Consider the following 14940-nt stretch of genomic DNA (forward strand, 5'->3'; position numbering starts at 1 on the left):
CGGCAGAAAAAGGTCAACACTGATGCGTCTGGAAGTTTTTTGCGAAGACCGCCTGGGTCTTACCCGTGAACTCCTTGATTTACTGGTTTTACGCAGTATTGATTTGCGCGGTATCGAGATTGCCTCGATTGGCCGCATTTACCTGAATTTTTCCCAACTGGATTTTGATACTTTTCGCGCCCTGATGGCTGAAATCCGTCGTATTGATGGCGTGACCGACGTCCGCACCGTGCCGTTCATGCCCTCCGAGCGTGAGCACCGCGCACTGCGTGCTTTACTGGTGTCCATGCCGGAACCGGTATTTTCCATTGATATGAAAGGCAAAATTGAGCAGGCCAACCCCGCTGCAATCGCGCTGTTCGAACTTGATGAAGAGAAAATCCGCACTTACAACGCCGTGAATTTGATTACCGGTTACAACGTCACGCGCTGGCTGGAAAGCGAAAGCACCCAGCCTCACAGCGAGCGTGTGGTGATCCGCAGTCAGGATTTCCTGATGGATCTCACCCCTATTCATATGGATGACGAAGAGCAGACCGGCGTGATGGCGGGCGCTGTGATCATGCTGAAATCCGCCGCGCGCATGGGCCGGCAGTTACAGGATCTCACCGTCAATGACGACAGTGAATTCGACCATATTGTCGCGGTAAGCGGCAAAATGCGTCAGGTGCTGGATCAGGCACGCAAACTGGCGATGCTCGATGCGCCGCTGCTGATTGTCGGCGATACCGGCACGGGTAAAGATTTGCTGGCACACGCCTGCCATCTGCGCAGCGCCCGCGGCAAAAAACCGTTCCTTGGCCTCAACTGTGCCTCGCTGCCGGATGACGTGGTCGAAAGTGAACTGTTCGGCTATGCCGCCGGTGCCTACCCGAATGCGCTGGAAGGCAAAAAAGGCTTCTTCGAGCAGGCTAACGGCGGTTCCGTGCTGCTTGATGAAATCGGTGAAATGTCGCCGAGAATGCAGATCAAACTGCTGCGTTTCCTCAACGACGGGACTTTCCGCCGCGTGGGTGAAGAGCACGAAGTGAAGGTGGATGTGCGCGTGATGTGCGCCACGCAGAAGAATCTGGTGGAACTGGTGCAGCGCGGAGAATTCCGTGAAGATCTGTATTACCGCCTGAATGTGCTGAGCCTGACGCTCCCGCCGCTGCGCGATCGTCCGGCAGACGTGATGCCGCTCACCGAACTGTTTGTCGCGCGTTTCTCTGATGAACAGGGTATGCCGCGCCCGAAACTCTCTTCACAGCTGGCGAATTATCTGACGCACTACGGCTGGCCGGGCAACGTCCGTCAGCTGAAAAACGCCATTTACCGCGCGCTGACGCAGCTGGAAGGCGGAGAACTTCGCCCGCAGGATATCGTCCTGCCGGACTTTGATGCCGAGGTGACCATCGGCGAGGAAGCGCTGAACGGTTCACTTGACGACATCAGCAAGCGTTTCGAGCGTTCGGTGCTGACCCGTCTTTATCGTACTTATCCAAGCACGAGAAAACTGGCGAAACGTCTGGGCGTCTCACACACGGCGATTGCTAATAAACTGCGGGAATACGGTTTAAGCAGCAAAAGGTCTGACAGCAGCGAGGAGTGACCCGGTTGTCTCTTTATCGCTAATAAGATCACATCCTTATTCACCGCAAATTAAACCTAAGTAAGCTTCTTACTTAGGTTTTTTCATTCATTAACCTGCGAAATATCCGGCGTTCTTCATCAGAATATTCACAGTATGTTGTGTGGTTGACAGGCGATATAAAAAATATCGTGATCATGACATTTCTCCTTAAAGTAATAAATGACAGTTCATTGCCTCAATCATTTATTAAATAAAAGGAATTTATAATGGATACTTCATCAACATCAGTGATGTCTACAGAAAAAGAAATCAGTCATGTTCCTGCATCAGATAAACACATATTACAGAGCACAAACGACGGACAGGAATTTAGTCAGTCGGATGCTTTATCATTTGCCAGCTTCCGCCGGGGGAGCGTTGACCCTCGCACCGGAAGTTTTAATTATACAATACCTGTGGCCAGGATCACCGGAAATAGCCGCAGAGGGCCGTCGCTGCAACTTTCATTGAAACATAATCATTTCTCCAGCAGAAACGAAGGTTTTGGTGCCGGCTGGTCGCTGGGGTTGAGTAAGTTTTTCAAAGATAATGACCGGATGAAGCTGCTGTTAAAAGACGGAAGAATTATCGATCTTAAAGAAAAGAATGGGACTTACCTTGTCGAAACGGTTGATCTGAAGAACTTCATATTGACTAAGCTTACCGGTTCAGACAGCGGTTACAAAATAGCGTATAAAGACGGTTCAACAGAGATATTAAAACCCGTTACATCAGATAATAAATTTGTTTATGTGACGGAAATAATACAGGAGGATGGCTATAAATTAACTATTGACTATGATTTCAAAGAATCTGTTTCTCTGGAACCTTTTGTCAGACGAATTTATGATGATTCAGGAGAAGAGTTAATTTCTATCTCCCGTAACGGCACCAATATAAGATATAACGTTATCATTGAAATTTTCAAAAGCATCAGTAATCTGGCCAGTAAACTTAACCTGACAATAAAAGAGGCGACCAGTAATTCGATTGAGTCCTGTCTCGCCATCTCTGATAAAACCACCAATATATTAACATTTACTTATCAGCAGGGGGCGTATTTCAGGCTGATAAAAAAGGTTGAGAGTAATTTCTTTGGCCCCGCGACAGAAATCATCAGTTATGATATTCAACTTGCTGCGCCGAAAGGCTCAACGTTCGCGACATTACCCGCGGTGAGTGCATACCAGTTCACTATGGTTTCCCCGGCAACAGGAAAAACCAGTACAGAGGAGTATAAATACAGTTATGGTGAAAATATTTGGTCTAATAATTTTTTAGGCAATAATGGTGTGGCGGCATGGGATAAGAATGCTATCGATAATATTTATTCCTGCCGGGCAGATTATACATATTTTACGCAGCAAACATTATTTCTCGATAATGTAGAAGAGTGTAAAAGCAAATTTACCTATGATAAATTCCACCGCGTAATAAGAGAGGATATTACCGTTTCACGTGTTGTCGCCCCTGTCGTGGCGCAAACTATTACCACTCAATACACTTACTCAGGTAACGTTTCAGAAACCTATTTTTCACTGCCCGCCACCTATAAACTTCCTGTCTCAATCAGAAAAGACTATGTCGAGAAAGATGATCAGGACAGCCATATGAGATCGGAAACTTCTTCGTTCACCTATGACCAATACGGTAATATAGAAACCCATAGCGACAGTGGCGGGGTGTCAATAGATTACATCTATTATCCTGCCGCAGGTATGACAGGTAAATGCCCAAAGGATAAGAATGGATTTGTCCGCCATCTGTATTACAGTAATAAATATCGGAATGATTTATCAGTGGATTCGGTGGAAAACACCTACACTTATCTCTCTTTGCAGGTAAAAGAGGGGTATGACTATGTAGTGGAGAACAGTGAAACGGAAAGAAAAATAATTTCCACGCACTGGAGCGATAACTCTAAAAAAGTGGTTAAAACTTACTATGGCATGGATGAAAAGAATGTGTTCAACCGGGGTAAGTTAAAAAATACAACGTTAATTATAAATGGTCAGGAATGCATGACCATAAGCCATGATTATTCGCTGAGTAAGACTGGGAATGAATTCATCATCAGTACGACGCAAAAAGGGGCTGACGGTAAACAGTTCGTGTATTCAGAGACGGCGATGACCCGGACCGGGTGGCCGGTTTGCATGACTGATGCATTGGGAGTGAAGACGACCCTGACTTACGATAATGTCGGGCGCATCGTCTCTGCGACCAGAGCCGAAGGAACCCCTTATGAAAGCACAACGAATTACAATTATGCTTATGATCCCATAAAGAACTTTTTCTCGAAAACCACGCAGGCCCCTATGTCGGGCAGGGTGACTGAAACCTATGACGCGCTCGGTAATGTGGTTAAACAGGTCATAGACAATAACGTCGTCTATATTGCTGATTTTAATACCCGATCGCAGTTATTATCAGAAGTAAATTATGACTATGATGTACCCCTGTTAAATAATAAATACGGTGAGCTGAGGATTACTGAAAATTATCTCTATGATGCATTAGGTAATGTGCGTGAAGTGAGAAAAAATGATGCCACTGTCCACTTTAGTCGATTTAACATCGGAGATGCAGTACTGACGGAATACATAATAGCGCCTGACAGGAATGGGTATTACTGTTATGAAGAAAATGAATATGATCGCAGATGCGGGCTCCCTCTCAGTTCTACAGATTACAATAAAGATGGAAAAACCAGGGCATTGCAGAAGAACTATTATTATGATGCTTTTCATCGGGTAAACAAAATCTCCTCCAAAGATGCCGTCAATGGCTCCACGTTCGTTGAAAATTATGAGTATGATTTTTTCGACCGGCCAATAACACGAATAGAAAGCGGAGAAGAGGGCGCTTGCCGGACAACGGAAATGCAGTATTGGAATTATGGTCAGGAAAGTAAGCTGACGCAAATTTCTATCGATAATGTCCCTGTTGGTTATCAGACCTTTGATACCTTAGGTCGCCTGATAGAGCAGGATCGTAACCCGGCGAAGAAAAACGCATTCACCACTCGCTACAAATATAAAGACAACTGCACGTCAGCTTATGAAAAAATCACCCCTGACGGCGACGTGATTAACTATGTTTACATCCCTGAACTGGATCTTCTTCCTGCTGAAATAACCATGCCGGGAAATAAAGAAAGTTTTAGTTATGTGTATGACAAAGACACGCTCAAACTGGTGGAGGAAATGCATAAGACAGCCTCTGGTGAATCCATTCGCACGCTTGAGTATGACAACCAGCAAAGACTTATTAGCGAAGTGTTTTCAGATAATCCAGGAAAGATCAGTGGTCAGAATGTTTTCACGTATACCTGTGGTGGCCGCTTAACCTCGGTCACTAAATTATTAACGGGGCAGCCGACCCAGACAACCTGCTACCGGTATGATGATAATGGACGTCTGGCCGCGCTTTCAGCAGGGCATGACAATGAAGCCGATCTTGAAATAGAAGTGTCATACCTTGCAGGCAATTATCCTTCACTCATCAGGTATCAGTTGATTCAGTCTGACAGAAAAATTGTAAAATACAGTATGCAATTGAATTATGACCATAAGTTTAGAATAAGTGAAAAACGTTACTATGACAGTGCCGGAAATCTTATCTCTAAAAACGCTGAAAAATTCAATGGTGCAGGAAAAGTCACAAGCAAAGAGGTTTTTGTTAAGCCTGATAAAAAAAGCATGACGAACTTTAAGTTTGATTACCTTGGGCGTTTAATCCATGCGGCAATAGAAGATTCATCCACTCAATATCCTCTGGATCTGAATGCGGAAGAGGTCAGTCAGTTCGATTATCAGTACGATAACTATGACAATATGACGTCCAGCAAAGCCACCGAACGATACTCGGGATACGTCAATGAAACCCGCTATTCCTATGCGGGGAAAAATCCCTTTGAGCTGACTTCTGCGTTAATGAACGGGAAGAGTCCCCGTAGCCCTTTGCTACTCACCTATGATGCTGCCGGAAATGTGATTAAGAAAAAAGCCGGTAATATGGAGGCAGTGGAATACCAATACGATGCATTTAATAAATTAATGAAATCCACGGCCGCCAGTAATACCACGTCTTTACGTTATGATGGCAGCGGTAATATGCAAAGCCTTGGGCTGAGCATAGGCAGCAGCGAGGCTCAGTCCCGCAAAAGTCACTATCATTACAGTAATGGTGTTTTTGATGTGTCAGAGAGAAAGCAATCACCTGATGCACGTAGTCAGGATATTGCGACCTATATTAAAAGTCCTGTGAGTACAGAGGCCATCAATATTCTCAGTGGCAGTTCAGGCGCCTATAAAAAAGAACAAAATTTATTGTTAAGCGATCGTCTTGGCTCTGTCTATGCTGAACTGAAGGATTCCGATACGGATAATATTACGCCTTTAACCTATACGCCTTATGGCCATTTGTTAAACGGTGCAGCAATACCTGCTTATGATCCCGTACGTTTTGCCGGAGAAAAATATGATGATCTTACCGAGTTATATCATTTAGGAAACGGAACCCGTTCTTATGATCCTCTCCTCATGCGTTTCATGCAGTACGATTCGATGAGTCCTTTTGGCGAGGGGGGCATAAACCCTTACAGCTATTGTGGCGGTGACCCTGTTACGTTCTCTGACCCTTCCGGGCATGGTCGTGATGTGGCGATTATGTTCGCCGCAATGGGATTGGTATTTTCGTTGCTGTTCCTGGGGCTGGGCGTGTTGGCACTACTGGGTGGGGCGGCACTCTTGCTGGGTGGAATTGCGGTGGCTGCCGGAGTATTGGGCACGACAGGCAGTGCGCTGGGTGTGGCTGCTGCTGCGGTCGAAGATGAGGAACTCTCGCAAAAATTATCTATCGCGAGCGGGGTCTTCACAGGGGCATCTTTGGCATTAGGTTTATTCCCGGCATTATTATTTGGCGGTCATAAATTATCGTGGAAATTAATGCAAGCCTTCTCAAAGGGCCGGGTCTTTCAGGCAAGGTTGCAGAATGTCAGATTTTATCCTGGTGCCAGTTATCGTGTATCTATGCCGTTTAAATATAACAATCAGTCAGTCAGGCTCGTGAATGCCCATGGGAATGGCGATAGAGGGTTGTTATCTCATGCCGTCGAAAATACGTCTCATCCGGGTCAATGGGTCGACAAACCGGTTTCTGTCGATCAGTTTGCACAATTCACCAAAAATATTTTGGTCAATGAACTGAGGGACAACGATAGCGCACTCTTTATAACCGCCTGTGGTGGCTCACAAGCCGGTGCGAATAGTAACGCCCAAAGTTTGGCTAATTGTATGAACCGAAGTGTTTATGCATTTCCGTCAGGTGTGGTTTCCTCCCATATTCAGGGATCTATGGCTGACGCGAATGTGACCTATTATGGCGTACCGTGGTTTGCAAAACCTAAATTGTTCAGCCCGGTCACTGCGGGGGGGAATGCCATACCTATGTTACCGCTGGCGTGAATATCTAAAAAAAACCAGCCCGTTATTTCCCGATATCAGGATGAAGTAACGGCAGGGTAGTCTGAATAAAAACGCACCGTACAATATAATGTCGGTGCGTTTTTTTTAAATCAGGCTTATTACTTTAATACTGCCAGCGCAGACTCATAGTCTGGCTCGGTGGTGATTTCGTTAACCAGTTCGCTGTACAGCACGTTGTCCTGACCATCCAGAACCACAACCGCACGGGCAGTCAGGCCAGACAGCGGGCCTTCAGCGATAGCCACGCCGTATTCGGATTTGAAGTCGCCGCCGCGCAGGGTGGAAAGTGTGACCACGTGGGTCAGGCCTTCCGCACCGCAGAAGCGGGATTGTGCAAACGGCAGATCGGCAGAAATGCACAGCACAACGGTGTTGTCGATTTCGCCTGCCAGTTGATTGAATTTACGCACGGACGCGGCGCATACGCCGGTATCAATGCTCGGGAAAATGTTCAGGACTTTACGCTTGCCCACGAAGCTGCTCAGGCTGACATCAGAAAGGTCTTTAGCGACCAGAGTGAAAGGCTTGGCGACGTCGCCTTTTTGCGGGATTTTACCTGCTACGGTAACCGGGTTGCTCTGAAAGTGTACTGTCTGGGTCATGATGTGTTCCTATGTCCATTGGAGTCAAACGGCTTTCAGTTTAGGGTAACAATTGTAGGTTGGATATAGATTATTTGCTAAATAGTTGTATACATTGAATGTATGCCGTCGGGCATTGATCCATTTAGGGAGCCTCTATGAGAAGTGTTCGCTTTTATCCGGAAGCCTGGCCGTTACATACCGCCTTTGTTATCTCTCGTGGCAGCCGCACTGAAGCGCGGGTGGTGGCGGTTGAAATTGAAGAAAACGGCATTCGCGGCGTGGGTGAATGCACGCCGTATGCGCGTTATGACGAAAGTGAGGCGTCGGTGATGGCGCAAATCGCCAGCGTTGTGACCGCCATCGAACAGGGTGCACATCGCGAACAGTTGCAACATTTGCTGCCCGCCGGTGCCGCGCGAAATGCGCTCGATTCGGCGTTGTGGAATCTGGAAACACAAACCAGCGGCCTGAATTTGTGGCAGCTCACCGGTACAGAGCCTCTCGCGTCGGTGAGTATGGCGCAAACCGTCAGCATCGGTACGCCGGAAGAGATGGCCGAAGCGGCGCTGGCATTGCAGAAAAAGGGCGCGACGCTGCTGAAAATCAAACTCGATGACCGGCTGATTGCCGAACGTCTGGTGGCTATCCGTACCGCCGTGCCCAATGCGTCGCTGATTGTTGATGCCAACGAAGCCTGGCAAAGTGACGGGCTGGCCGAGCGCTGCCAGCTGCTGGCCGATCTCGATATTCTGATGCTCGAACAGCCGCTGCCTGCGGGGGAAGATTCGGCGCTGGAAAACTTCATCCATCCGCTGCCGATTTGCGCTGATGAAAGCTGCCATACCGTCGAAGGGTTACCGGCGCTAAAAGGGCGCTACGAAATGGTCAACATCAAGCTGGATAAAACCGGCGGGCTGACCGGCGCACTGCGTCTGGCGCAGGAGGCACGCGCGCTGGGCTTTGAGATCATGCTTGGCTGCATGTTGTGCACGTCCCGCGCGGTTCGCGCCGCTTTACCGCTGACGGCTGGCGCGAAGTTTATCGATCTCGACGGTCCGACCTGGCTGGCGCAGGACGTTGAGCCGCCCATGAAATTCCATTGTGGCGGGATCGACGTCGCGGGATCTGCCTGATTTTACGGCGGATGTCGCACTTTTGTGCGCGGGGGCAAAACTGGAGCGAATTCTTATAGGGGATGAATTGAAGAAATGATACAACTCCTTCATTGCTCATAGTTTTTATGAATGTCAGGAGAAATTCATGTCGCAGGGAAAATCGCTTCCGCGTCTCTCATATTCCGTCTGTGCAGCGTTAGTCGCACTGAGCTTCGGCCCGGCTAACGCCGCAGACGTTCCCGCCGGAACACAACTGGCCGCCAGACAAGAAATCGTCCGGCATATCAAAGACGAGCCCGCCTCACTGGATCCGACCAAAGTGATCGGCCTGCCGGAAGCGCAGGTGGTGCGTGATCTGTTCGAAGGGCTGGTCAGCCAGGATGCTCACGGAAAAAACATTCCGGGCGTCGCTGAAAGCTGGCAGAACCAAAATAATCAGGTGTTTATCTTCAACCTGCGCAAAGACGCTAAATGGTCCAATGGCGATCCGGTGACCGCACAGGATTTCGTTTACAGCTGGCAGCGTCTGGTGGATCCCAAAGGCCTGTCGAGCGGCGCGTGGTTCGCCGGGCTTGCCGGAATACAGAATGCGGATGCGATCATCGCCGGTAAAATGCCGACCGATAAGCTCGGCGTGACCGCCATCAGCCCGACGCAGCTGCGCGTCACGCTGGATAAACCGGTGCCTTATTTTGTCAGCCTGCTGGCAAACTTCAGCCTGTTCCCGGTGCATAAAGCCACGGTGGAGAAATATGGCGAAGACTGGACCAAGCCCGGCAATCTGGTGGGGAACGGCGCTTACGTGCTCAAGGCGCGCGTGGTGAATGAAAAGCTGGAACTGGAACCCAATCCGCATTACTGGGATCACGCCCGCACGGTGCTGACCAAAGTGACGTTTGTTCCCATCAACAAAGAGTCCAACGCCACCAAACGTTATCTGGCCAATGATATCGACATCACCGAGTCCTTCCCGAAAGATCAGTATAAAAAACTGATGCATGATATTCCGGGGCAGGTATACACGCCGTATCAGCTCGGCACTTACTACTACGCTTTTAACACCCGCCGCGCACCGACCGATGACGCCCGTGTGCGCCTGGCGCTGTCGATGAGTATTGATCGCAGCGTGATCGCCGATAAGGTGCTGGGCACCGGTGAAAAACCGGCGTGGCATTTTACGCCTGATGTGACGAACGGGTTTACACCGGTGAAAAGCGAAATGCAGCAATATTCGCAGGAAGAACTGAATGCGCAGGCCAAAGCGCTGCTGGCGGCGGCGGGTTACGGCCCGGCTAAACCGCTGCATCTGACCCTGCTGTACAACACCTCAGAAAGTCATCAGAAGATTGCGATTGCCGTCGCCTCAATGTGGAAAAAGACGCTGGGTGTGGATGTTAAACTGGTGAATCAGGAATGGAAAACCTACATCGACAGCCGTAACACCGGCAATTTCGACGTGATCCGCGCCTCGTGGGTGGGAGATTACAATGAAGCCTCGACGTTCCTGTCGCTGTTAACCTCAACGCATAACAGCAACATCAGCAAATTCAGCAACGCCGACTACGACAAAGCCATCGCCGACGCCAGCCGTGAAACTAACGACGCGCGCCGTAATGACGATTACAACAAAGCCGAACAAATCATCGCCGAACAGGCACCGATCGCGCCGATCTATCAGTACACCAACGGTCGCCTGATCAAACCCTGGGTGAAAGGTTATCCGATTGAAAACCCTGAAGACGTGGCTTACAGCCAGGAAATGTACATCATCAAACACTGATGACTGAGCCTTCAGAAATGCCAAAAGCGCCCCGACATCAGGGCGCTTTTTTTATGTGTCAGCGAACACTTTACCCGTTGCGGCTGATCAAACGCACGATAAGCGCCGCGGCGGCGGCCACCGTTGCCAGCAGCACGACGCCCGCCCAGCCGCCCGCCTCAAGGGCTTTACTGCCGAGCGCCGCACCCGCCGACATGCCGATAAACACCACGGTGAACAGCAGGGCATTAAGACGGCCACGCGCGGCAGGTTCAAGGCCGTAAACCAGGGTCTGATGGGCCACCAGAGTGGCCTGGATCCCTAAATCAAAGCCGACCGCGCTGAGCACAATTAACGCCAGTTGCGCATGGGGCGACAACAAGGGCAGCAGAAACATCGCGGCAAAGGAAACCATCACCAGGGCCGCGCCGATTTGCGTCACCCTGGCCGGGCCTTTTTTGTCCGCTAACGCCCCGGCCAGCGGCGCTGCCAGCGCACCGGCGGCACCGGCAAGACCAAAAGCTCCGGCAACGGCGCTGCCCAGGTGATACGTGTCATTAAGCATGATGGCGAGTGTGGACCAGAACGCACTGAACGCCACGGAGAGCAAACCCTGAGCCAGCGCGGCACGGCGCAGCGGTTTATAGTGTTTCCACAGACCAAACATCGAGTGCATCAGCGCGGCATAGCTGATGCGAGTTGCAGGAGTAAAGCGGGGCAGCACGCGCCACAGCGCAAAACCTATCAGCGCCACGCTGATTGCCGCGAGCTGATACATCACCCGCCAGCCAAAGTATTCGGCCACAAACCCGCTGACCACGCGGGAGAGCAGGATCCCGACCAGCAATCCGGTCATCACCGTGCCCACCGTTTTACCCCGCTGTGCCGCCGGCGCGAGGTGCGCGGAGGCGGGCACAATATCCTGTGCCATGGTCGCGCCAATGCCGGTGATGAGGCTCGCCGCCAGCAGCCCGTGAATACCGGGCACAAACCCACACAGCAGCAGCGCGGCGGCCAGCAAAATACTTTTCAGCAAAATGATCGTGCGGCGGTCATGGCGGTCACCCAGCGGGATCAGAAACAAAATGCCCAGCGCGTACCCTGCCTGCGTCAGCGTGGGGATCAGGCCCACTGACGTTGTGCTGGCATGCAGATGGCTGCCCATAATCCCGAGCATCGGCTGGCTGTAATAAATCGAGGCCACACTCAGGCCGGCTCCCGCCGCCAGAGTAAAAATAATTTTGCCTGACAGTGCAGATTCGGGTTCTGCCGGTTTTGCAGCAATAATATCGGACATTATGTATTCCTGAGACAATGAGGTAACCAGGAATGCATTCTTCACCTGAATGGTTATGAGTGGTAGGCTGCGGTAAGGTAAAACTGTTATACGCGGGACGTATGAATACACCTCTCACCAGCGGCATTGACCGCATCGATCTGATGCAAACATTTATCCGGATTGTCGAAAGCGGCAGCCTTTCGGCGGCGGCCATTCAACTGAGCACCAGCCAGCCGACCGTCAGTCGCAGGTTACAGTCGCTGGAACGCCTGCTTGGCGCGAAACTCATCCTGCGTACCACCCATGCGATGAAACTCACCGACGACGGCGAACGCTGTTATCAGCAGGCAAAATTATTACTCGAACACTGGGCGGCGCTGGAAGATCAGCTGAGCGGCGCGGGTGATGAACCCGTGGGCACGCTGCGCGTCCGTGCGCCCCATGCCTTTGGCCAGGATCAGATGATTGAACCGCTGACGCGCTATTTACAGCGCTATCCCAACGTGACGATTGACTGGATGCTCAATGACCGCACGCCGGATTTCCTGTCAGAAGATATCGACTGCGCGATCCAGGTGGGTAACGTAGCGGATCCGTCGATGGTGGCGATCCTGCTGGCAGAGGTTCCGCGGATTGTGGTGGCCACGCCGGAATTATTGCAGCAGCATCCGGTGACCCAGGTGAGCGAGTTGGGGCAGCTGCCGTGGATCGCGTTCAGCACTTTTTATCGCAATGAGGTGACGCTGCGTCACGACAGCGATGACATCACCGAAAGTTGTGTCATTTCGCCGCGAATGGCGACAGACAGCCTTTATGCCGTTCGCAAAGCCGCGCTCACCGGGCTGGGGGCGGCAATCGTCTCCGCGTGGGTGGTGAATGACGACATTGCCGAAGGGCGGTTGCAGCGGGTTCTGCCGGGCTGGAATGCCTTGCCACTGCCGGTCTATCTGGTTTACCCCTACGCCACGTATTATCCGGCGCGGTTGCGCAAGTTCTTCGACGTCATGCGCAGTGTGATGCCCGAACTGGCAGAAATGCGGGTGGCCCTGTAACGTAAAGTGGATAAATCACCGCAGGGTTGAGTTTTTGAACTTCAGGCACTTAACGTTACACTGAACAGAATTTGAGAATGAAGGCGAGGAACATCGTGGAAGTCATCAAGGGAAAAGAACTACAGGTACCCGATGCTGTGTATTCCTTCCAGCTCGACGGTCAGGGCGGTGTGAATGATATCAGCGCGCAGTGCGTTGCCACGGAGGAAAAACCGTGCTGGCTGCATCTGGATTATACCCGCCCGCAGAGTGAAAACTGGATCAACACCACGCCTGTCTTGCCGGACGCCGTCCGCGAGGCACTGGCCGGTGACAGCGTGCGTCCGAAAGTCATCCGTATGGGCGAGGGGACGCTTATCACCCTGCGCAGTATCAATCTCAACGCGGATTCGCGGCCTGATCAGCTGGTCACCATTCGCGTGTATCTCACCGATAAAATGATCGTCTCCACGCGTCACCGCAAAGTGTTCTCCATGGAAGAGATGATCAATGACATGCAGCAGGGCAGCGGGCCAAAGAATACCGGCAGCTGGCTGGTGGAAATGTGTGATGCGCTGACCGATCACACCAGCGATTTTATCGAAGATTTGCACGATAAAATCATTGATATCGAAGATGACCTGATGGAACAACAGGTGCCGGAGCGCGGCCAGATGGCGTTGTTGCGTAAACAACTGATTGTTCTGCGCCGGTACATGGCTCCCCAGCGCGATGTGTTTTCCCGTCTTTCCAGCGAGCGTTTACCCTGGATGAATGATGACGAACGCCGTCTGATGCAGGAAATCTCTGACCGTTTAGGGCGCGGGCTCGACGATCTCGACGGCAGCATCGCCCGCACGGCCGTGCTTTCTGACGAAATCAGTTCCCTGATGGCCGATTCCCTTAACCGCCGCACTTACACGATGTCGATGCTGGCGATGGTTTTCCTGCCGACCACCTTCCTGACCGGGCTGTTTGGCGTCAACCTTGGCGGGATCCCCGGCAATGAATCCCATTTAGGCTTTACGATTTTCTGCGTGTCGCTGGTCGTGCTGGTGGGCGGTGTGGCCTGGTGGCTGAAGAAAAGCCGCTGGCTGTAGTGCGTGTTTTGCTGAAAAAAAACCAAAAAAAAGCCGGTCATAAGACCGGCGTCGTTCGAATCAAAAAGTGCTATGCATTAATTCTAAAAATTTGGAAATAAGACAATATGGAGCACAACGCCCATCGCTTGACGTTGCATTCACCTGCGGAATGGATAGTGCACCGATTCAGCAGTTCCAATGTTGATTTGGCTCAATCTTTTTGAGGTTTATGTGCGGTTAGCTTTTTCAGAGGGCATTTTTGCCACAGGGCTCTCAACACTTGCGGTCAGGAGTTTGTCTTGCATACCGGAAAAATGATCCATCAGGCATACGAAGAGACGACCCGGCGGACGCTGGGTTTATGGCAGGCACATCCGCAGACGGGAGAGGTCAGATCCGCGCCTTTCTATCATCCCACCCGGCTGGCAATTACCAGCGGCAACCGGGCTGGCGCACCGATGGCGGGGTTATTAGCCCGCGCAGAACACGCAGCGCAAGGCGATCCGCTGGCCGATATCGCGCCGCCCGAGGGTATGCACTTTACCTTTTTCGCCATCACACAGGCGTTGTATGACCGGCCGGAAGAGGCAGAAGGTCTGGCGGAACTGACTGACATTTTCAGGCAGCATTGTGCGGGGCATGTGATGCGCATAAGCGATCTGCGGCTGGTGGCACTGGCGGATCAGCTTTTGCTGGCGGGCATTCCCGATGAGGAAAGTTTGCGGGTCAGGCAGTCGCTGGTGGAACATTTACTGGGGACGCCGTGGGCGGGAAAAATTAAAGATCGCTATCCGGGCGCGGCCATCCCGCAAATATTCTGGCACAGCACTTTGCTGCGCTACAGCGCTCAATATTTGCCTTCCACCCTGCGGGATTTTTTCCACGAAAATCAACATCAGCGGTTCGGCGAAATCAGCCTGCCGGTGAAACTGGTGATGACCAATTACAACTGGACCGACACCGTCGATCTGTGCTGAAAATGCAAAAGC

Annotated in this window: 9 protein-coding genes; 7 read left to right on the forward strand and 2 right to left on the reverse strand. The window is 51.1% G+C overall.

What is annotated here, in order from left to right; genetic code table 11:
* Nucleotides 1–22 precede the first annotated feature (22 nt).
* Together tyrR and ACO0U8_RS20315 are read left to right on the forward strand one after the other, a co-directional pair.
* A complete protein-coding gene (tyrR, locus tag ACO0U8_RS20310) occupies nt 23–1591 on the forward strand; it encodes a transcriptional regulator TyrR (RefSeq protein ID WP_056771919.1) in 1569 nt (522 codons plus the stop codon).
* Nucleotides 1592–1839: 248 nt separating this feature from the next.
* On the forward strand, nt 1840–7080 hold the full coding sequence (locus tag ACO0U8_RS20315) for an RHS repeat domain-containing protein (RefSeq protein WP_421671499.1): 5241 nt from the start codon (nt 1840–1842) through the stop codon (nt 7078–7080).
* Between the two features lie 119 nt (nt 7081–7199).
* Here ACO0U8_RS20315 and tpx read toward each other — a convergent pair whose 3' ends face one another.
* On the reverse strand, nt 7200–7703 hold the full coding sequence (tpx, locus tag ACO0U8_RS20320) for a thiol peroxidase (RefSeq protein ID WP_122095227.1): 504 nt from the start codon (nt 7701–7703) through the stop codon (nt 7200–7202).
* 137 nt (nt 7704–7840) lie between these two features.
* On the opposite strand from tpx, the gene ycjG reads away from it, so the two are divergent.
* Nucleotides 7841–8818: an L-Ala-D/L-Glu epimerase gene (ycjG, locus tag ACO0U8_RS20325; protein WP_056770353.1), complete on the forward strand. Its 978-nt coding sequence runs from the start codon at nt 7841–7843 to the stop codon at nt 8816–8818.
* A 127-nt stretch (nt 8819–8945) separates the two neighbouring features.
* On the forward strand, nt 8946–10580 hold the full coding sequence (locus ACO0U8_RS20330; RefSeq protein ID WP_421671500.1) for an ABC transporter substrate-binding protein: 1635 nt from the start codon (nt 8946–8948) through the stop codon (nt 10578–10580).
* Nucleotides 10581–10650: 70 nt separating this feature from the next.
* Here ACO0U8_RS20330 and ACO0U8_RS20335 read toward each other — a convergent pair whose 3' ends face one another.
* Nucleotides 10651–11856: an MFS transporter gene (locus ACO0U8_RS20335; protein WP_421671501.1), complete on the reverse strand. Its 1206-nt coding sequence runs from the start codon at nt 11854–11856 to the stop codon at nt 10651–10653.
* Nucleotides 11857–11957: 101 nt separating this feature from the next.
* On the opposite strand from ACO0U8_RS20335, the gene ACO0U8_RS20340 reads away from it, so the two are divergent.
* The 3 genes from ACO0U8_RS20340 to ACO0U8_RS20350 all read left to right on the forward strand — a co-directional run bounded on the left by ACO0U8_RS20340 (nt 11958) and on the right by ACO0U8_RS20350 (nt 14928).
* Nucleotides 11958–12890, forward strand: coding sequence for a LysR family transcriptional regulator (locus tag ACO0U8_RS20340; protein ID WP_421671502.1), 933 nt, complete (start codon nt 11958–11960; stop codon nt 12888–12890).
* Nucleotides 12891–12985: 95 nt separating this feature from the next.
* The gene (zntB, locus tag ACO0U8_RS20345) at nt 12986–13969 is read left to right on the forward strand and encodes a zinc transporter ZntB (RefSeq protein ID WP_056771922.1); all 984 of its coding nucleotides are present in this window, start codon (nt 12986–12988) and stop codon (nt 13967–13969) included.
* Between the two features lie 281 nt (nt 13970–14250).
* On the forward strand, nt 14251–14928 hold the full coding sequence (locus ACO0U8_RS20350) for a hypothetical protein (RefSeq protein ID WP_421671503.1): 678 nt from the start codon (nt 14251–14253) through the stop codon (nt 14926–14928).
* The last annotated feature ends 12 nt before the right edge of the window (nt 14929–14940 follow it).

Source organism: Rahnella sp. EDr1-12, assembly GCF_049206505.1.
GTDB lineage: Bacteria > Pseudomonadota > Gammaproteobacteria > Enterobacterales > Enterobacteriaceae > Rahnella > Rahnella rivi.